The organism is Sporacetigenium mesophilum DSM 16796 (assembly GCF_059569055.1).
This window is the reverse complement of record NZ_JCANUR010000004.1, coordinates 37,850-58,935: the sequence shown is the minus strand read 5'-3', so window position 1 is coordinate 58,935 and position 21,086 is coordinate 37,850. Positions and strand designations below refer to the sequence as shown.

Annotated in this window: 19 protein-coding genes, 1 pseudogene and 1 other annotated feature; of the genes and pseudogenes, 2 read left to right on the top strand and 18 right to left on the bottom strand. The window is 29.1% G+C overall.

Annotated features, from left to right (window positions below):
- Positions 1 to 4 precede the first annotated feature (4 nt).
- From BS62_RS05405 to BS62_RS05385, 5 genes are all read right to left on the bottom strand, one after another.
- The gene (locus BS62_RS05405; protein ID WP_496490231.1) at positions 5 to 2,650 is read right to left on the bottom strand and encodes an ATP-binding protein; all 2,646 of its coding nucleotides are present in this window, start codon (positions 2,648 to 2,650) and stop codon (positions 5 to 7) included.
- A gap of 92 nt (positions 2,651 to 2,742) precedes the next feature.
- Positions 2,743 to 4,623, bottom strand: a complete 1,881-nt coding sequence (selB, locus tag BS62_RS05400; protein WP_496490230.1) for a selenocysteine-specific translation elongation factor — start codon at positions 4,621 to 4,623, stop codon at positions 2,743 to 2,745.
- A 9-nt stretch (positions 4,624 to 4,632) separates the two neighbouring features.
- Complete coding sequence (gene selA, locus BS62_RS05395; RefSeq protein ID WP_496490229.1) at positions 4,633 to 6,033, bottom strand: L-seryl-tRNA(Sec) selenium transferase; 1,401 nt, start codon at positions 6,031 to 6,033, stop codon at positions 4,633 to 4,635.
- Positions 6,034 to 6,127: 94 nt separating this feature from the next.
- A complete protein-coding gene (gene selD / locus BS62_RS05390) occupies positions 6,128 to 7,165 on the bottom strand; it encodes a selenide, water dikinase SelD (protein ID WP_496490228.1) in 1,038 nt (345 codons plus the stop codon).
- Between the two features lie 65 nt (positions 7,166 to 7,230).
- Positions 7,231 to 7,914, bottom strand: a complete 684-nt coding sequence (locus BS62_RS05385) for a helix-hairpin-helix domain-containing protein (RefSeq protein ID WP_496490227.1) — start codon at positions 7,912 to 7,914, stop codon at positions 7,231 to 7,233.
- An 80-nt stretch (positions 7,915 to 7,994) separates the two neighbouring features.
- On the opposite strand from BS62_RS05385, the gene BS62_RS05380 reads away from it, so the two are divergent.
- Positions 7,995 to 9,299: a D-alanyl-D-alanine carboxypeptidase family protein gene (locus tag BS62_RS05380; RefSeq protein ID WP_496490226.1), complete on the top strand. Its 1,305-nt coding sequence runs from the start codon at positions 7,995 to 7,997 to the stop codon at positions 9,297 to 9,299.
- Between the two features lie 38 nt (positions 9,300 to 9,337).
- Here BS62_RS05380 and sdaAA read toward each other — a convergent pair whose 3' ends face one another.
- The 8 genes from sdaAA to nadD form a co-directional block, all read right to left on the bottom strand.
- Positions 9,338 to 10,216 (bottom strand): L-serine ammonia-lyase, iron-sulfur-dependent, subunit alpha, encoded by an 879-nt coding sequence (gene sdaAA, locus BS62_RS05375; protein ID WP_496490225.1) that lies wholly within the window; start codon positions 10,214 to 10,216, stop codon positions 9,338 to 9,340.
- A gap of 28 nt (positions 10,217 to 10,244) precedes the next feature.
- Positions 10,245 to 10,925: an L-serine ammonia-lyase, iron-sulfur-dependent subunit beta gene (gene sdaAB / locus BS62_RS05370; protein WP_496490224.1), complete on the bottom strand. Its 681-nt coding sequence runs from the start codon at positions 10,923 to 10,925 to the stop codon at positions 10,245 to 10,247.
- 103 nt (positions 10,926 to 11,028) lie between these two features.
- Positions 11,029 to 11,409, bottom strand: coding sequence for a RidA family protein (locus tag BS62_RS05365; protein WP_496490223.1), 381 nt, complete (start codon positions 11,407 to 11,409; stop codon positions 11,029 to 11,031).
- A gap of 149 nt (positions 11,410 to 11,558) precedes the next feature.
- Positions 11,559 to 12,770, bottom strand: coding sequence for a threonine ammonia-lyase (ilvA, locus tag BS62_RS05360; protein ID WP_496490222.1), 1,212 nt, complete (start codon positions 12,768 to 12,770; stop codon positions 11,559 to 11,561).
- Positions 12,771 to 13,090: 320 nt separating this feature from the next.
- Entirely contained in the window at positions 13,091 to 15,505 is a 2,415-nt protein-coding gene (gene leuS / locus BS62_RS05355; RefSeq protein WP_496490221.1) for a leucine--tRNA ligase, read from the bottom strand.
- Positions 15,506 to 15,557: 52 nt separating this feature from the next.
- Positions 15,558 to 15,743: a binding site (T-box leader), on the bottom strand.
- A 44-nt stretch (positions 15,744 to 15,787) separates the two neighbouring features.
- A complete protein-coding gene (rsfS, locus tag BS62_RS05350; RefSeq protein WP_496490333.1) occupies positions 15,788 to 16,138 on the bottom strand; it encodes a ribosome silencing factor in 351 nt (116 codons plus the stop codon).
- Positions 16,139 to 16,236: 98 nt separating this feature from the next.
- Positions 16,237 to 16,803, bottom strand: a complete 567-nt coding sequence (gene yqeK / locus BS62_RS05345) for a bis(5'-nucleosyl)-tetraphosphatase (symmetrical) YqeK (protein WP_496490220.1) — start codon at positions 16,801 to 16,803, stop codon at positions 16,237 to 16,239.
- Positions 16,804 to 16,813: 10 nt separating this feature from the next.
- Positions 16,814 to 17,485, bottom strand: a complete 672-nt coding sequence (gene nadD, locus BS62_RS05340) for a nicotinate-nucleotide adenylyltransferase (RefSeq protein WP_496490219.1) — start codon at positions 17,483 to 17,485, stop codon at positions 16,814 to 16,816.
- A 211-nt stretch (positions 17,486 to 17,696) separates the two neighbouring features.
- Here nadD and recX point away from each other — a divergent pair, with 211 nt between their 5' ends.
- The gene (recX, locus tag BS62_RS05335) at positions 17,697 to 18,335 is read left to right on the top strand and encodes a recombination regulator RecX (RefSeq protein ID WP_496490218.1); all 639 of its coding nucleotides are present in this window, start codon (positions 17,697 to 17,699) and stop codon (positions 18,333 to 18,335) included.
- A 51-nt stretch (positions 18,336 to 18,386) separates the two neighbouring features.
- Here the strand turns inward: recX and BS62_RS05330 are convergent.
- The 5 genes and pseudogenes from BS62_RS05330 to rplU form a co-directional block, all read right to left on the bottom strand.
- A pseudogene (locus BS62_RS05330) lies at positions 18,387 to 18,674 on the bottom strand (YhbY family RNA-binding protein); the annotation flags it as partial.
- A 17-nt stretch (positions 18,675 to 18,691) separates the two neighbouring features.
- Positions 18,692 to 19,975, bottom strand: coding sequence for a GTPase ObgE (gene obgE / locus BS62_RS05325; protein WP_496490217.1), 1,284 nt, complete (start codon positions 19,973 to 19,975; stop codon positions 18,692 to 18,694).
- A 134-nt stretch (positions 19,976 to 20,109) separates the two neighbouring features.
- Entirely contained in the window at positions 20,110 to 20,400 is a 291-nt protein-coding gene (rpmA, locus tag BS62_RS05320) for a 50S ribosomal protein L27 (RefSeq protein ID WP_490141179.1), read from the bottom strand.
- 14 nt (positions 20,401 to 20,414) lie between these two features.
- Positions 20,415 to 20,732 (bottom strand): ribosomal-processing cysteine protease Prp, encoded by a 318-nt coding sequence (locus BS62_RS05315; RefSeq protein ID WP_496490216.1) that lies wholly within the window; start codon positions 20,730 to 20,732, stop codon positions 20,415 to 20,417.
- A gap of 14 nt (positions 20,733 to 20,746) precedes the next feature.
- Positions 20,747 to 21,058, bottom strand: coding sequence for a 50S ribosomal protein L21 (gene rplU, locus BS62_RS05310; protein ID WP_496490215.1), 312 nt, complete (start codon positions 21,056 to 21,058; stop codon positions 20,747 to 20,749).
- Positions 21,059 to 21,086 lie beyond the last annotated feature (28 nt).

Here is a 21,086-nt window from a genome sequence, read left to right as displayed (position 1 = left end):
AATTTTAATAATAGTATACATCTGAGAATTCAACCTTTATTTTCTCTATTATATCATTACTATTTATTTCAAAATGTAAGTTTTCGGCACAATCATCTAACACTAAAACAGGTAAACTTATTATAAACTCTGTACCTACGCCTACTTCACTTACAACATTTATAGTTCCATTATGAAGTTCTACTAAGTTTTTTACTATAGCAAGACCTATTCCACTACCTTCTGCATTTCTAGATAATGTTTTGTCCGCTTGCTCAAATTCATCGAATATTACATCCAATTTGTCTTTAGGAATACCCATCCCTGTATCTTTTACTGATATTATAACTTCACTTTCCTTATCATATATATCAACATATATACTCCCACCATTAGGTGTAAACTTAAAACAATTTGATAATAAATTTAAAATTATTCTCTCTATTTCATTTTTATCAATTGCCATTATTTTTTCTTCACTTTCAGTATCAAATATTAGATTTATATTTTTTATTTTTGCGTATTCTTCTATAGCCATAAATAAATCTTCTACAACGCTGATAATATTGTGATTGTTTAAGCTTATCTTATAAAACCCACCTTCCATTTTGGTTAAATCTATTATATTATTAATAAGCCTTTGAAGCCTGTAGGTATTTTGTTTTACTAAACCTATATGTTGTTTTATATTGTCATTATAATCCTCTAATTTTTCACTTTTATAAAATGCCTCTAACAATTGGTTAGAACTATATATAACATTTAAAGGCGTTTTTAGTTCATGAGACATATTTGCAAAAAACTCTGTTTTTACCCTATCTGTTTTTGCCCTTTGAATTAACTCTTTTTCTACCTTTTCAGATGTTTTTTTATGAGTTAAATCTTTTATCATAATCATAATTAGCTTGTTATTGTCTATTTCAAAAGGAAGTGCACTTAACTCCACTTGTACTTCTTTTTTGTCTGAAGTTATAAGTTTATGCTCTAATAAAAGTACAGATTTATTTTTTGAAAACACTTCAAGTAATTTTTGATAAAATATTTCTTCATCTTCAAGATTTATTTTTATAAATTCTCTTATATTTTTGTTATTTGCATCTTTATGAGAATCTAATTTTAACATTTGTAGCATTGATTTATTTATATAATTTATTTTAAATTTACTGTCTATCAAACATATTCCATCAGGTAATATATCAATAAGGGTTTTATGGGATTTTTCACTATCTTCTAGCTTTAGTTGAGTTACCTTACGGTCTGTGATATCTCTTATAACAGCTATAATTCTTTTTTTATTTTCAAAAATAAAGCTAGAAAAACTAATTTGAACATATATTTGTTTATTATCTATAATAAAACTATGTTCTTTTTCTATATCTTCTTGAGTAATTTCGAAATCAATATTATATATTTCATTTTTAAATATATTTTTACAAGCTTTATTTGCATAAACAACCTTCTTATCATCTAAAAGAGCTATTCCATCTCCTATACTTTCTAAGAAATTCTCATAACGTTCATTTGCTTCTAATATTTCATTTTCAAACTCTTGTTTTTTAGTTTCATCTATAAATATACATACAATTCCTTCTTGTTTTGAATTTATAATAAGTGGTGCAAATATTGTTTTATATACTTTTTCATTATTAAAGTAAGTTGTATCTACTTTTAATTTCCCTTCTTCTAATACATTATCAATATTTTCACTAAAATTTTGATAGTTTGATATGTATACTTTAGCGTTATCCCATATATACTTTTCTTTTATATTTTCATTTAAATTAAATATCTCTTTAAATCTTCTATTTTTATACATAATATTTTTATTTTTATCTAAAGTCAAAACACCATTTACAGCAGCTTCTAGTGTCTGTGTTAATCTGGATTCTTTCGAAGTAAGTGATTCTTTTAGATATTGTATTTTTATATTCTCATCTAATAATTTTTCATTATTATCTTTAAGTTTATTTGTGTTTAGTGTAAGTTCATTATTTATTTCGCTTAATTTTTCATATGGCTTTTTTAAGTTTAGATATACAATGAATCTATACATATAATAAATTGCTAATATCCTTAAAATATCACTAGTAATAACTATTGTAGAAACTAAGTCTTCTCTTGGAATCAACATTACTACTTTAGATAAAACTACTATAAATATAGAGTTTTTCAAATTTTTATATTCATCACTATCAAAATAGTACTTATGTTTTTTGAATCTAACATAAGCAATATAATCTAACATTAACAAAATTATATTTGCTAAGAAATATAAATTAATATCAGTTTTAGTTTTATATTCTAAATTCAAAATTATATTATTTATGAATATAGATACTATACTTATTAATAATATAATTACAATAATATCCCTAACCCAATTTCTTTTATTATCTTTTATATATATAAAACTGAAAATCAATCCTATTGTAGGTAACGCTCTTGCAACTATAAACAATGGCATAGATACTTGTGCGTGTAAATTACTTATAAGTTCCATAGAAGATAATATGTAAATTCCTTCTACGACTCCTCCAACCGCAAATGCCGTACCTAAGAACACCGAAAAATTATCTTTGTTAAAGTTATGAGTATTAAAAACTATAACACCTATAGCTAGTGCTAAAGTTATATAAGCACATTGAGAAAAAAAATATATATAATATTCCAATATCGTTCCTCCTGTTACATAAATTCACATCACACTATATATTATACTATATTTCGTCAACATGTTTTTAAATTTCCCACCAAAAAAGAGTTCTAATAAAGAACTCTTTTGTTTTCTACTCTTTTAGTTATTTTATTTCTATCAAAATCTTCTAATATAATCATTGAATACTTTCTACTAGAACCTGATATATCTCTAAAATCTGCTAATGTCATTTCACCATTTTCTTGTATATAGTTTATAACTATATCTTTAGCTTTATTATAGTATTCTTTTGATATAAACGTATCATCATCTAATTTAACTATGCTATCTCCAATTAAAATTGCTAATACTTCTTTGTACTTAGCATCATCTTTAGTAATATCTACTATTGATGGAGGGGTAAATCCAGATTGTACAAGTTTTGATTCTAATTCTTTTTTTATTTTCTTTTGAGACTCTGTAAGAACTATTTCAAAATCATATAATGCTATTATATTTTCTTTTAATTTAATTATATTATCATTTTCAAACATTCCCAAAAGAATATCAAAATCTTTAGATTTAAATTTACTTTCAATTTTAGATCTTACTTCTTCTTTTAAAATACCTTTTCTTAAAGGATATCTATTATGATAATCTTGTAATAGATTGACTGTATTTTTCTTTAAACTTTCATAGTGATTCTTGTGCATATATATATTACTTATAGATACTAGTTTTTCATCTTTAATTAACTTATCTAGTGATAATCTTATATCTTTTTCATTTTCACCAGTGTATGTCATTATATCTTTTAAATTTGGATAATTTTTAGAGTTTTTCTGTATATGTTCTTCTATTATTTCACTTAAGTCTCCTTTTTCCTTCATTTCAAGAGAGCTTATTATATTTTCATCAAACCTTTTATGTTTTCTTGGATTAGGATCTAATATTAATCCTCCACCAATAGTTTCAAGTGGTGAATAATATCTAACTACAAACATATCACCTTTTTTCGCAACTATACCTTCTTCTAGTCTCAGTTGGACATATCCAGTTTCTCCTGAATCTAAGGCTTCTTTGTCTAAGGGAACTGCTCTACACAATATTTCCCTTGTTCCGTGATAAATTCTAAGTCTATCCCAATGTTCTAATTTTCTTTTTGAATGCTTTACTAATGTCAGCTTAACATCGAGCATCATAGATTCCTGCATAGAGTTTTGAGCTGCTAGTATATCTCCTCTTTCAACTTCATCAACCTTAATATTTGATATATTTATAGCCGTTCTTTGTCCAGCAAAGGCTGTTTTTACACTTTCCCCGTGAACTTGTATACTTCTTATTTTTGTTTTTATATTTTTAGGGTATATAACTAAATCATCATCTACATCTATTTTTCCTTCTAACAATGTACCCGTTACAACTGTTCCAAATCCTTTAACAGAAAATATCCTATCTATATTAAGCCTAGCTGGTGCATTTTCATTTTTACCTTCAATTGTTTCGCTTAATCTTTCTACTTCATTTATTAAAGTATCTATTCCATTTTTACTTACTGAATCAACTTCTATTATTTTTACATTTTCTAAAAACGTAGACTTTACTTTTTCTTTTATATCTTCTTTTACAAGTTCTTTGAAATCATCATCTACTAAATCTGATTTTGTCAAAACTATTATTCCATTTTTTATATTTAAAAAACTAAGTATATCTAAATGCTCCACTGTTTGAGGCATAACCCCTTCATCCGCAGCTACAACTAATAAAACTATATCAATTCCAGATGCTCCAGCAAGCATATTTTTTATAAACTTTTCATGTCCTGGTACATCAACTATTCCAGCTCTTTTACCACCTGGCAAATCAAAATATGTAAATCCTAAATTTATTGATATACCTCTTCTTTTTTCTTCTTCTAGTGTATCTGTTTCTCTTCCTGTCAATGCTTTTATAAGAGTTGTTTTTCCATGATCTATATGCCCTGCTGTTCCTATTATTATGTTTTTCATAAATTCCTCCTATGATAAAGCTTTTCCTAATTCATTTACTATATCCTCAAATTCATCTTCAAATATTGTTCTAACATCTAAAACATATTTGTTGTCATATACTCTGGCTATTATATGACTATCACTAAGTCTTAATTTTTTCTCTAGTGTAGATACATTTATGTTATTAGGAGTTATAGATATAACTTTAGTATTTATAGTTTCAAGTGGCATTGAACCTCCTCCAACTTGAGACAATCCATCTTCAATGTTTATATTTATATCTAAATTTAAACCAACTATCATATTGTATAAATTATTTGCTTTAGCTTCTAGTTCTTCAATTTTGTAAGTTAACATTCTAAGTGATGGAATTTCTTTTATTGCCTTGTCCTCATCTAAATAAAGTCTAAGTGTAGCCTCTAGAGCTGCTATTGTAATTTTGTCTACTCTTAAAGCTCTTGTTAACTGGTTTTTTTTCATTTTTTCTATGTATTCTTTTTTTCCTACTATTATACCCGCTTGAGGTCCTCCAAGTATTTTATCTCCACTAAATGTAACTACATCAGCGCCTTGGTTTAGGGAATCAAAAACTGTTGGTTCATAACTTAGTCCATATTTAGATAAGTCTATAAATACACCACTACCCAAGTCTTCAATTACTGGTATGTTGTATTTTTTACCTAAATTTGATAATTCCTCAACAGAAACACTATCTGTAAATCCTAATATTCGATAATTACTTGTGTGAACCTTCATAAGGGCCTTAGTTTCTTCAGTTATGGCATCTTCATAATCATATAAATGAGTTTTATTAGTAGCTCCAACATCTACTAGTTTTGCACCACTTAATTCCATTATACTAGGTATTCTAAATGAACCGCCTACCTCAACTAATTCTCCACGTGAAACTATAACTTCACTATTTTTAGCCATAGTACTTAAAACCAAAAGTACTGCTGCTGCATTATTATTTACAACTAATACATCTTCAGCTTTTGTAAGTTTTTTTATTATATTTTTAAGGTGAGAATACCTAGACCCTCTTTCTCCATTATCTAAATCATATTCTAAGTTAGAATATCTAGAAGCAGATGTCCATATATCTTCTTTTATACTTTCACTTAACAATGACCTTCCTAGGTTTGTATGTATAACTATTCCCGTTCCATTTATAACCTTTTTTAATGATAGGGCATAATTTAATTTAATTTTATCTAATATATTATTTATTATAGAATCATAATCTATTTTAAAATCTTCTATATCTTCTTTTAAGTTCACTATTTTTTTTCTTGTGTCATCTATTTCACTTCTTATACTATCCGTAACAAGTATTCTAGGGTAATCTATCAATGCAGTTTTTATTTTTTCATCATTTAATACCTCATCTACTGATGGAAGTTGAGAAAATAAGTTTCTTTTGTTCAATTATATCTCTCCTTTAGCTAAATAAATTAATAACAATTTGATTATATCATAATTTCCTTATATTTAAAAAGAATCCTATAAATAGGATTCTTAGCTATTTTACTTTTATATATTTATCTTCTTTATTTTTTACTTCACCTATTATCTTAGCTTCTATAGATCCATTTTTCTTCATGTCTTTAACTAATTCGTCTGCATATTCACTTGGAACCGATACAAGAAGTCCTCCAGATGTTTGTGGGTCATATAATACATCTTCTAATGCTTCGTCTAAACCTTCAGAGTTTACATCCTTTGATATGTAATTTCTATTTTTATACATACCAGCTGGTATTATACCCATTTTTGCAAAGTCTATAGCTCCATCTATTATAGGAATATCCTTAGAATTTAAATCTATAGATACATTTGATGCCTTAGCCATTTCAAGTACATGTCCTAAAAGTCCAAATCCAGTTATATCAGTAACAGAATTAACTTTTATATTATCAAATGACATAGCTGCATATTTATTTAAATGTATCATAATGTCAATAACCTTATCAGAAGTATTTTTATCTACCATATTTGCCTTCATAGCAGTATTTAATATTCCTACTCCTATTGGCTTAGTTATTATTATTTTGTCTCCTACTTTGGCTGTTGCATTTGATAGTACCTTATCTGGGTGAACTGTACCTGATACTGATAATCCGTACTTTGGCTCTTTATCGTCTACAGTATGTCCTCCAACTAAAAGGGCCCCACTCTCTGCTACCTTGTCATAACCACCTTTTAATATCTCTCCTAACACACCCATATCATGGCAAGATGGAAAGCAAACTATATTCATAGCAACTAAAGGCACTCCACCCATTGCATAGACATCTGAAAGTGAGTTTGCTGCTGCTATCTGTCCAAATATATATGGGTCATCTACCATTGGTGTAAAAAAATCAAGTGTTTGTATTAACGCCATATCGTCGTTTAATTTATATACAGCTGCATCATCAGAAGTTTCAAGTCCAACAAGCAATTTATCTGATGTAGTTTTAGGTAATTTAGATAATACTGATGCCAGAACCTCTGGCCCTATTTTAGCAGCTCAACCACCTGCCATAGTCATATCTGTTAATTTCTTTATGTTGTCCATACTCAATCTCCTTTTCATGTTATTACATAATAATAATACCATATTAAATTCAAGTTAAACCATTTTTATTGAGCTGTTATACTATCTTTTATATCATCAAACTTATTATCTCCAATACCTTTGACATTTTTAATATCTTCTATAGTTGAGAATTTTCCGTTTTCATTTCTATAATCAATTATTTTTTTTGCTGTTACTTCACCTATACCAGGAAGAGAATCTAACTCACTTTCACTTGCAGTGTTTATATTTACTTTACTGTTAGTATTACTAACTTCTAAAGAGTTACTACTATTATTATTAATATTTTGAGTAGTATTTACATAGTCTATATTAATTTCTTCTCCTATTTTAGGTATTATGTAGTGATTTCCATCTTCTATTTTTAATGCCAAATTTACTCTATTTAGATCAGCATTAGATGTCAATCCTCCTAATTTATCTACAGCGTCTATGAGCCTATCATTATTTTCTATACTTACTACCCCAGGTGATTTTACTTCTCCACTAATATAAACTTTTATATCTTTAGTTTCATCAGTTTTTACTTCATTATAATCACTATTGTCATTTGAGTTTTTTTCTTTAATTCCACTATTAGCTTCTTTATCATTGTCTTCATTGTCTTCCTTAGGACTAACTACATAAACATCTTTTCCTAGATTCATACTGGAATTATATACTATCCCCGATATTGTAAGTATAGCTAATATAGTAAATATAATTATACTTTTTAACTTTTTATCCATAATTATGCCTCCTTCCTTTTCATTATTGACCTAATTGTGATATACTAGAATATGAATTTCAAAAAATCGGAGGTTTTTATATGAGGAAAAATATATCTTTACTAATTACATCAATTCTTATATTTACATCATTATTCATAAACCCTAATATAACTTATGCTGCCGAACCCCAAATAAATGGACAATATGCAGTTCTTATGGATTATGAAACAGGTGAAGTTTTATATGAAAAAAATCCACATGAAAAGATGTATCCAGCATCTACGACAAAAGGTTGGACAGGTTATCTTGTTATAAAAAATGTAGATGACCTAAATTCTAAAGTTACAATAGACTATGATCTTGGATACATAGATGGATCTGCAATGTATATAAAAAAGGGAGAAACTTATACTGTAAGACAATTACTTGAGGGGCTTTTGGTACACTCTTCAAATGATGCAGCAGTAGTATTAGCAAATTATGTGAGCGGATCTGTAGAAGAATTTGCTAGTTTAATGAATGAAGAAGCAAAAAAAATAGGGGCAAAAGGGACACACTTTAACAACCCAAATGGTTTACCAGATACAAATCACTATACTACAGCCTATGATATGGCATTAATGGCAAGAGAAGCTATGACTAATGAAGTATTTAGAGATATAGTGAATAATAGATCTGTTCACTTTGAACCAACTAGTGAAAATCCTTATGCTAGAACTTTTGTAAGTACTAATAAATTTATAAGTGGTGGCCGTCAAATACCATACAAAGGAAAATATGTAGACATAAAATACGATATAGTAGAAGGTCTAAAAACTGGTTTTACAAATGCTGCAGGAAAATGTTTGTTAACTAGTGCATACAAGGATGATCTTAGACTTATAACAGCTGTGTTTAAATCTACTGGCGACGAGGTTTATGTAGACTCAAGAACGCTACTAGATTATGGGTATGAAAATTATGAATCCAAAACAATAGTAGAAGAAAATAAATTAATGGGATCTAAAAAAATATGGTATTCAAAAGAAAAGAATTTAGAGTATGTAACTGCTAATCCATATAAGACAATTGTAAAAAAAGGTGAAGAGCCTACTGGATACACTACAAAATCTGAATTAGATAAGATTAAGCTTCCTATTAAAAAAGGTCAAAAAGTAGGTACTCTAGAAGTATACAAAGATGATAAGCTAGTATCTAACGTAGACTTAGTATCAAAGGACGATGTTAACTATATATTTTCAAATATGTCTTTAGATATTAAAGATATAATAAATTTTAAATCAATAATGAAAGTATTAGGAGTTTTAGTTATAGCTCTTGTAGCTATTTTTGTAGGATTAATATTAATAAAGAAAAAAAATAATAGAAGACGTAAAAGTATGTTTAGTAAAAAAAGAAGATAGTATAAAAAATAAAAACTGGCTCTTAGGCCAGTTTTTTATTATCCAAATATTCTCTTTGTTATACTACATCCAGTACAAGTAGCAGCACAACCACCTAATGCAGTTTCTCTTAACTCCATAGGTAATGCTTTACCAACTTTGTACATAGCTTCTACGTTTTCATCAAATGGTATTACGTTAGGCACACCTGCTAAAGATATTTCTGCAGATAATAATGCATTTGCAACACCTATAGCATTTCTTCCTTGACATGGGGCTTCAACAAGACCTGCTATTGGGTCACATACTAAACCTAAAACATTTTGTAAGCAGTGAGATGCAGCATGAAGAGCTTCTTCAGGAGTTCCACCCATCATTTCAACTACCCCAGCAGCAGCCATTCCAGCAGCAGCACCAGTTTCTGCTTGGCATCCACCTTCAGCACCTGCAACAGTTGCATTTCTAGTTATTATTACACCTATAGCAGATGCTGCAAATAATGCATTTAACATTTCTTCATCTGATAATTCATATTCTTTTCCTATTGTAACTACCGCACCTGGTAATATACCACATGAACCAGCAGTTGGAGCAGCAACTATAAGACCCATAGAAGCATTAACTTCCATAGTCCCCATTGCAGCAGCTATTGCTTTACTCATTAGACTTCCTACAACTGTTTTCCCGCTCAATCTTCTATTAGTTATCTTTTTAGCTTCTCCACCTATAAGTCCACCCATAGACTTTATATCTTCTCTTATAGCTTTTTCCGTAGCATCCTTCATTATGTTTAAGCTAACTCTCATTTTTTCTCTTACTTCTTCCTTAGAAAGACCAGAAAGTTCAGCTTCTCTTTCTAAACAAACTTCATGTATAGCCATATTATTCTCTTTACATATTCTTAATAAATCTGCTCCACTTGTAAAGTTAAATTTCATAACATTCACCTTCCTTATATAAGATATATTAGAATTTATCTAAAACCATAATTTTCTTTATCATATCTTTATTAGTTGACAATTCATCTAATATTTCTTTTCCTACTTTTTCATCAGTTTCTATTTTTACAAACATCCCTTTTCCATCAGATAATGTACTAGCAGACATAGATACTATATCTGTTTTATGATGCTTGCCTAATATATGAGTTATAAATGCTTCACCAGCAGCTATATCATTAACAGATATTACAAGTGTTGGTTTTGATCCATTAAACTCTAGTGGAAGGCCTTCAACTTCTGTTAACTTTATATTTCCGCCACCTATTGATGCTCCTTTTATTTCCATATTTGAACCATCTTCTAATTCTACTAATATTTTAACTGCATTAGGATGTTCATCTACTCCTAAATCAACTTTTAAAAATTCAAACTTAACTCCTCTTTCTAAAGCTATATCAAATGAGTTTCTTATTTGTGCATCATCAGGGGCAAATCCTAATATTCCTCCAACTAATGCTTTATCCGTACCGTGACCTCTATATGTTTCAGCAAAAGAGCCATGTAATAAGAATTTTACTTTTTTTACAGGTTTTGCTGCTATTGTAGCTGCAACTTTTCCAAGTCTTGCTGCCCCTGCTGTATGTGAACTTGATGGGCCTATCATATTTGGACCTACTATATCGAATACACTATAATCTTTAGCCATGTTCATACCTCTTTTCTATTTTATTTGACAAATTTTGCCAGAATACGACAAAATGAAAGTGACCAAGTATAATCCCCGGCCACTAAAAAAGTTTATATCATTATTATACAACAGCTATAGCTTCTATTTCAACCCTAACATCTCTTGGTAATCTAGCTACTTCTACACAAGCTCTAGCTGGCTTGTTTTCCCCAAAGTAATTAGCATATATTTCATTTATTGCTCCAAACTCATTCATATCTTTTATGAAAACTGTAGTTTTTACAACGTTTTCAAAACTAGCACCAGCTTCTGCTAATATAGCTTTTAAGTTTTCTAATACTCTAGCTGTTTGTGCTTCAACTCCACCTTCAACTATTTCCATAGTTTCTGGATTAAATGGAACTTGTCCTGATATAAATAATAAATTTCCAGCTTTTATTCCTTGAGAGTAAGGACCTATTGCTGCTGGAGCTTTTTCTGTGTGTATTATTTGTTTATTCATTTTACTTCCTCCTATACGACAATTCATTCATATATTATTTTTTCACTATTTTAGAACTATTATACTATATTTTTTAAAATTTTGCATACATTTTTATAGATTAATAGGAAATTACAGGATAAATACCCTATAATTTCCTCTATTAAATATTATATTTCAGTTATTTTAAATCCTGCTTCCATTACAGCATCTCTAACTTCTGCTATATGGTTTCTGTCAATTGTTTCAAGAACTATTTCAACACTTTGAGTTCCTAATTTTGTACCAGATGCTAATCTTGTTAAGTTAGCAGCTAATATATTTGCTTTAGTTACTTCTATAACTTTTGTTAATTCAGCTAATCCGCCTGGTCTATCTTGTACAACTGTTGCAAATGTATATCTTCTTCCTTCTTTAGCTAAAGCAGTATCTATAACTCTGTACATCATGTTAACATCTACGTTACCACCAGATATTATACATACTATATTTTCGCCTTTAGCTTCATATTTTCCATTTATTAATGCAGCTACAGATACAGCTCCTGATCCTTCAGCAACTATTTTTTGTTTTTCTAATAAGTATAACATAGCATGAGATATTTCTTCTTCTTCTACTGTTATAACATGATCAACTAATTCTTTTATTATTTCAAAAGTTAAATCTCCAGGAGTTTTAACAGCTATACCGTCAGCTATTGTTGGAGCGTTGAAAGCTGTTGTAACTTCTCCATTTTCTAAAGATTCTCTCATAGATGGTATGTTAGAAGTTTGAACCCCTACTATTTTTATGCTTGGCTTAATAGCTTTAGCAGCAACAGCTATACCAGCTATTATACCGCCTCCACCTATTGGACATAATATTGTATCAACGTTTTCCAGGTCTTCAAATATTTCTAGAGCTATTGTTCCTTGTCCAGCTATAACGTATTTGTCGTTAAATGGATGTAAGAAAGTTGCTCCTGTTTCTTTTTGTACTTCAACTGCTTTTGCATAAGCATCATCATATACTAAACCGTTTAATATAACTTCTGCACCATATCCTTTAGTAGCAGTAACTTTTGCAAGTGGTGCAGTTGCAGGCATTACTATTGTTGATTTTATTCCACTCATACTAGCCCCTAGTGCAACACCTTGTGCATGGTTACCAGCACTTGAAGCTATAACACCGTTTGCCTTTTCTTCATCAGTTAAATTAGCTATTTTATTACAAGCACCTCTTATTTTAAAAGAACCTGTTTTTTGTAAGTTTTCAAGTTTTAAGTACACATTATTACCAGTTTCTTCGCTTAACTTAGTACTTTCTAATAAATCTGTTTTTTTAACTATATGTTTTATAGTTTCTCTAGCTGTTTGAACATCTTGTAATGTAACTATAGACATTGATTTCACTCCCTAATTATATATAAATTTAATTTAAAATTTTGTTATTTTTTTATCCCAATAACATCTTACAACTTTTTTTGACAAATTGCAACAGAAAACGGTTTTTTATAATATTAAAATTTATCAAAAAATTTTCAATTTAATTTTAATATTAATTTTTGTTATAAAATTCGCTACTCTCATTTCACCAATGACCTTGAAAGTCAGGTGCGTTGCTCAAGTTTATATGTTGTAAATTATAATTTCCTTCAATATAAAAAAGATAAAGATGCACATAAGTACATCTTTATCTTTAACTTTAACTCATATTTTATACTTTATTTAACTACTATATTAACTAATTTTTTAGGAACTCCAACTACTTTAACTATTGTCTTGCCTTCAACTAAAGATTTTATCTTTTCATCTTCCATAGCTACCTTTTCCATATCTTCTTTAGATATATCTGAAGGTAGAGTTAATTTTCCTCTTAATTTACCGTTTATTTGAACTACTACTTCTACTTCATCTTTTACAAGTGCCTTTTCATCGTATTGTGGCCACTGAATATCAAATACACTATCTTCATTTCCTATCATTGTCCATAACTCTTCACCTATATGAGGAGTAAATGGAGCAAGTATAGTTATTATAGTTTTTATACCATCTTTCATTATGGCTTTATTTCTATTTTCAAGTTCTTTATACTTATACATTTCATTTACTAATTCCATTAAAGCAGATATAGCAGTGTTAAATCCAAACTTTCTATTTAAATCTTCTGTAACCTTCTTTAATGTAGCATTTATTACGTATCTTAGTTCTTTATCTTCTTTAGATAATTGACCTAAATCTACATTAGTATTAGCTACATCCTTTAATTCATCAACCAATCTATATACTCTGTTTAAGAATCTAAAACATCCTTCAACACCTTGTTCTGACCAATCTAAATCTCTTTCAGGAGGTGCTGCAAATAAAACGAATAATCTAGCAGTATCTGCTCCATATTGCTCTATTATTTCAAGAGGAGCCACTATATTTCCTTTTGACTTACTCATTTTTATTCCATCTTTTAATACCATACCTTGAGTTAATAAATTTTTAAATGGCTCATCGAAATCAACCATACCTAAGTCTTTGAATACTTTAACAAAGAATCTTGAATATAATAAATGAAGTATAGCATGTTCTACCCCACCTATATATTGATCAACATCCATCCATTTTTGAACTAAATCCTTAGAAAAAGGTTCTTCAGTATTGTGTGGATCTATAAATCTTAAGAAATACCATGAAGAATCTATAAATGTATCCATAGTATCTGTTTCTCTTGTTGCTTCTTTTCCACATTTTGGACAAGTAGCATTCATAAATGCCTTAGATGTTGTAAGTGGTGATTTTCCAGTACCTGTAAATTCAACATCTGTTGGTAAGAGTACCGGTAAATCGCTTCTATCTACTGGTACTGTTCCACAATCATCACAATATACAACAGGTATTGGACAACCCCAATATCTTTGTCTTGATATTAACCAGTCTCTCAATCTATAGTTAACAGTTTTTTGTCCTCTTTCATCACATGCTATTTTTTCAACTATTTTATCAAATGCCTCAGCATTATCCATTTCATTAAATTCTTCTGAATTTATCATTTTATTATTTTCATCTATAACATCTATTATTTCTAAGTTGTACTTAACTGCAAATTCATTATCTCTTTCATCATGTGCTGGAACTGCCATAACAGCACCTGTACCATAATCAGATAATACATAGTTAGCTATCCAAACAGGAACTTTCTTTCCGTTAACTGGATTTATAGCATATTTTCCTATGAATATTCCTTCTTTTTCTGTATCAGTAGAAGTTCTCTCTATTTCAGTCATTTTGTTTGTCTTTTGTACAAACTCTTCTACTTCTTTTTCGTACTGTGTTCCAGATACAAATTCTTTAACGTATTCATGATCTGGAGCTAGTACCATATAAGTTACACCGTATACAGTGTCAGGTCTAGTTGTAAATACCTTTATTTTTTTATCGTATCCTTCTACATCGAAGTCGATTTCAGCACCAGTACTTTTTCCTATCCAGTTCTTTTGCATAGTTTTAACTTTTTCTGGCCATCCATCTAGCTTATCTAAATCATTTAAAAGTCTTTCTGCATAATCAGTTATTTTGTAATACCATTGAGATAAATCCTTTTTATTAACTACAGAGTCACATCTTTCACATGATCCTCCTACAACTTGCTCATTAGCTAAAACAGTTTGACAAGATGGACACCAGTTAACATATGATTTCTTTTTATAAGCTAATCCATTTTCATAAAATCTTAAGAATATTTCTTGAGTCCATTTATAATAATCTGGAAGTGAAGTTGCTACCTCTCTATCCCAATCATAACTAAGACCTAATAATTTCAATTGATCTTTCATGTCTTCTATGTTTTCATTTGTCCATTTATTTGGATGTATTCCATGTTTTATAGCTGCATTTTCTGCTGGAAGACCAAATGAATCCCATCCCATTGGATGAAGCACATTATATCCTTCCATTTTTTTAAATCTAGCTACAACATCTCCTATAGAGTAGTTTCTAACGTGTCCCATATGTATTTTTCCTGATGGATAAGGAAACATCTCCAAAGTATAGTACTTAGGCTTATCGCTTTCTACTGTTCTGTATTGGTCTTTCTCAACCCATTTTTGTTGCCACTTTTCTTCTATGTTTTTAAAATTATAAACTGACATTTAATACCCTCCCTTTATAAATTTATACAACAAAAAACCCTCAATCCCTATGGTTAGGGACGAGGGTCTATCTCGCGGTACCACCCTAATTGGCTATAATTATAGCCCTCTTAGTTAGTATTTAAGCCTACTAAGGCCAAATAGATGTTTCTAGCAAGTTCAAAGTTATATTTTGCTAGTTTCCACCACCACTAGCTCTCTGTAAAAATATATTTCTTTTACTACTCTAGACTATTTGATAATTTTGGAATTTTCTTAATATAATTTCATATATTACCATTTTTACTTTAAATTGTCAATATCTATATGTGGTGCATCTTTCCATAATCTTTCTAAGTTATAAAAAGCTCTGTCTTCACTATAGAATACATGAACCATAATATCACCATAATCTAGTAATATCCATTTTTGTTCCATCATACCTTCTTTTCCTCTAGGCTCTATTCCTAGCTTTGTTAATTCATCTTCTACATTGTCTGATATAGCTTTTACTTGTCTTTGAGATGATGCACTTGCTATAACGAAATAATCACATAAAGTTGATATTTCACCTATATTTAACATAGTTATATCTTCACCTTTTTTATCATCTATCGCATCATATGCTATTTTTAACATTTGTTCTACAGTTATATTTTCATTGTTTATCATACACTTTCCTCCTATTGTTTAATAAAGACACTGTTTGATATTATATCACAAAATAGCCTAATATAGTATTATATTAAGTTTTATTTGTTTTGTAGTATATAGTTTCTTGCTTTTATAGTTCTAGGATGTATTAGCTTATCTATATCTATAACATATTTAATGGTATTGTTAAAAGATATAAGTAAAGCTTCATCTAATTTTTTATTATAAGCTTTTTCTCTAAGTTCATCTAAACCTGGAAATTTTCTTCCTTCTTCTATTAAATCAGCAATATATATTATTTTTTCAAATAAAGACATATTTTCTCTTCCTGTTGTATGATACCTTATTCCATTTAAAATTTCTTCATCATTTATATTAAATTCATACTTTGCTATATAAGAACCTATAATGCTATGAGATAGGGCTATATCTTCTCTTTCCATATCATCTAGTTTTATATTGTATTTATTTACATAATGACTTACTTGATCTTTATTAAAATACTTAGCACAATCATGAAGGAGTGCTGCTATTTCAGATTTATCTTTATCTATTTCATATATTTTTGATAATTTTATTGCTTCTTTAACTACATTTAAAGAGTGTATTAATCTTTTTTCTGGTAGCATTGTCTTTAATATTTCTTTCATTTCATTTATTTCCATTGTACTTCTCCTATTTATATAAACCTTTTTCCTGTATATATTTTTCCACACTTTCTGGTATTAAATACCTAATTGAATGATTTTCTTTTATTTGTTCTCTTATATAAGTAGATGATATATCAAGGGATGGAACATATACAGTAAGTATTTCAGCATTATATTTATTTATTAATTTTTCTATTTTATCTTGAGCCTTCAGTAAGCTTATTCCTGGTCTAGTAGCTGCGATAAATTTAGCTAATTTAAAGTTTTCTTCTACATATCTCCAAGACTCTATGTCACATATAGCATCTGCTCCAGTTATAAAATAAAATTCTGTATCTGGATATATAATTTTTAATTCTCTCAATGTATCTACTGTGTAGGTTTTTTCATCTTTATCTATTTCTATTGAAGATACTTCAAAATCCTCATTAGTCATTGTAGACAAAAGAACCATATTATATCTATGATATTTATCTATTATAATTCTATGAGTTTTATGTGGTGGATTTCCCGATGGTATAAACAATATTTTGTCTAAGTTGTATTTTATTCTTATAAATTCAGCTGTAGCCAAATGAGCGTAATGTATAGGGTCAAATGTCCCTCCCATTATTCCAATTCTTTTTAATTTACTTCTTTTTTTATTTTTATTTAAATTTGCCTTTATAGATTCTTTTACTAATAAATCTATATTCATAAAAATTCTCCTTTATTTATAGTATCTCTTCTATTTTACCATTTTCTTACAAAATATAACATAATAAATTTTGGAGTTTAAGCTTATTATTATACATAATGATAATATTAATCCTATATTTGATTTGCATATGCTAAAAATATTACTATATAGAATTATTTATTTTAGGTATAATCTTATAATATATACTTTTTTGAGTTAGGAGGATATTATGGCAATAATAACAAAAATAGAAGTTCAAAAAAAACACGAAGATAGAGTTAATATATATTTAAATGATAAATTTTTCATGGGTGTTTATAAAGAAATAATATATACTCTTGGAATAAAAAAAGATCAAGAAATAGATGAAGATAAATTAAAAGAAATGTTAAATGAAGAAATGTATATAAAGGCTAAAAATAAAGCTTTGAATATACTTTCTAGAAATGATCAATCACAAAAAATTATAAAAGATAAACTTTTAAATGAGTTTAACGAAGATGTAGTCGATAAAGTAATTGATTTTTTAAAGAAATATAACTTTATAAACGATGAAGTTTTAGCATCTAAAATAACAAATACAAATGTAAAGTTAAATAGATATGGAAAAAATAAAATAAAGCAAAATTTATATACTAAAGGAATAGATAAAGGTATTATTAGTGAAGCAGTATCTAAAGTTGATGAAAATACAGAATTTGAAAATGCAATGCATTTAGCTAAAAAAAGATATGAAAGAATTAAAAATGAAGATAAATCTAAAGTATATAGAAAAATTGCACAACATCTAACATATAAAGGATTTGAATACGATACAGTAAAAAGAGTACTTGGTAAGTTATTAAATTATGATGAGTTTGAATATTAAAATTCGCTGCGCTCAAATAAAAAAGCTGGTATACACCAGCTTTTATTATCTAGGAAAAGTTATTTGTGGGTTGTCGTGATTTCTTCTATATATAGTAAATTTAGAACCTATTGCTTGAACAAATTCTGCTCTTAATTTTTCACATATAAAGTTTGCTGTTTCCTTTGTATCAAGACCTGCAGTTTCTAGTATAGTAACTTTTACTATTTCTCTAGATGTAAGTGCCCCGTCTAATTGCTCTAAAAATGCTTCACTAACTCCATCTTTACCTATTTGAGTTATAGGTTTAAGTCCGTTAGCTATAGATTTTAAATATGATCTTTTCTTTCCAGTTAACATTATTTTGCCACCTCTTTTTAATCGTAGAATTCAAATTCTAAATCGTAGATTCTAACAGAATCTCCGTCGTCAATTCCCATTTCTCTTAATCTATCAAATATACCTCTAGATTCCATAACCTTTTGGAAGTATTGAAGAGATTCCATATCGTCAAAGTTAACAGAATATAATATTCTCTTAAGAGCTTTACCTGTAACAACGTATACTCCATATTCGTCAACTTCTATATTTATTTGATCATCATTAGTTTCTGGAGCAAGTTCTTCTCTGTACATTTCATCTTCAGATACTAACTCAACGTCTTCTACTTCTTTTAGAAGTTGAGATACATAATTTATAACTTCATCTATTCCTTCACGAGTAGCAGCAGACATAGCAAATACCTTATGTCCTCTAGATTCTAGTTCTTCTTTGAATACTTCAAAGTTTTCCGCTGAATCCGGTAAATCCATTTTGTTTGCAACTGCTATTTGTGGTCTAGATGCTAATCTTTCATTATACAAGTTAAGTTCATTGTTTATCTTATCAAAATCTTCTATCGGGTCTCTTCCTTCAAGTCCAGATACATCTACTATATGGATTAATACCTTTGTTCTTTCAACGTGTCTTAAGAAGTCATGACCTAGGCCTATTCCCTCAGCTGCACCTTCAATAAGCCCTGGTATATCAGCAAGAACAAAACTATCTCCATGTTTAGTTTCAACAACGCCTAAGTTTGGAGTTAAAGTTGTAAAATGGTAGTTTGCAATCTTCGGCTTTGCCTTAGTTACTACAGATAAGAAAGTTGATTTACCTACATTAGGGAATCCAAGTAGTCCTACGTCAGCTATCATCTTAAGTTCAAGTATAACTGATTTTTCTTCACCTTCTGTTCCAGGTAGTGCAAAGTTAGGTGCTTGTCTTACTGATGTAGTAAAATGACAGTTACCTTTACCACCTCTACCACCTCTTGCAACTACTGCTCTGTCTCCAGATTCTTTTAGATCTGCTATAACTAAGTTAGTAGCTTCATCTCTTATTATTGTTCCTGGTGGAACTCTTAAAACTAAATCTTCTGCATTTTTTCCGTGCATTTTCTTTCCTTTGCCGTTTTCTCCTGGTTTAGCTGAATATTTAGTTTTGTATCTAAAGTCCATTAAAGTTCTTAAACCTTCATCAACTTCAAATATAACGCTACCACCATTTCCGCCATCTCCACCAGCTGGTCCTCCAGCTGGAACGTATATCTCTTTTCTAAAAGCTACAGCACCATTACCACCATTACCAGCTTTAGTAAATATTTTCGCTTTATCTATAAACATTCCATCACCTACTTAAAATAAATCTATTTTTAAATTTATTTTTTCCAAATTAATCTTTCTAATTCTTAAATCCCGAACAAATATATTTTTCTATAATTTAAAAAGGAGTGTGCGTACACACTCCTTTTTTCATATTATTCAGCAACTGCTACTGGATATATGCTAACTTTCTTTCTTTTCTTATCTTTTCTTTCGAACTTAACTGTTCCATCAACTAATGCGAATAAAGTGTCATCTCCACCTATACCAACATTTGTTCCTGGATGTATTTTAGTTCCTCTTTGTCTTACTATTATGCTTCCAGCAGTTACGACTTGACCATCGTATCTCTTAACACCTAATCTTTTAGCAACAGAATCTCTACCGTTCTTAGAAGATCCTACCCCTTTTTTAGATGCTAATAATTGCAAGTTCATCTTTAACATTCTGGAGTCACCTCCTACTTTTTTAAGATTTTTATATTTTTTGGGTATTCCCTTTTAATTCCATCGATAGCTAACTGAAAATGTTGAAGTAAAAGTTGTGAATCATTTATATATTCATCACTTACCATACACGAGATATGGCCTTCTTGTCCTACTACACTTTCAAACTTAACCTTTTGTAATTTGTCTAAAGAGTTTATAACAGCTATTGCATTAGATGTAACAGCCGAGCATACTATATCATAGCCTATTTCAGCAAAATCAGCATGTCCCTTTAAATCAAATCCTTTTAATAAAAAGTTATCCGTATAATAATACTTAACTTTTATCATATATCAACCTATAACTAAGCGTTTATTTTTTCGATTACTAACTTAGTGTATGCTTGACGATGTCCTTGCTTCTTTCTGTAGTCTTTCTTTGCTTTGTACTTGAAAACTATTATTTTCTTTCCTCTGCCTTGTTCAGCAACTTTTGCTTGAACAGAAACACCTTCAACTACAGGGCTTCCTAATACTAGGTTACCTTCTTTTGAGCAAGCTAATACTTCTTCTAAAGTAACTACATCACCTTCGTTAGCTTCTAACTTCTCAACGAATATAACATCACCTTCAGAAACTTTGTATTGCTTTCCACCTGTTTTAACTATAGCGTACATTTACTGCACCTCCTCGGTCACAAACTCG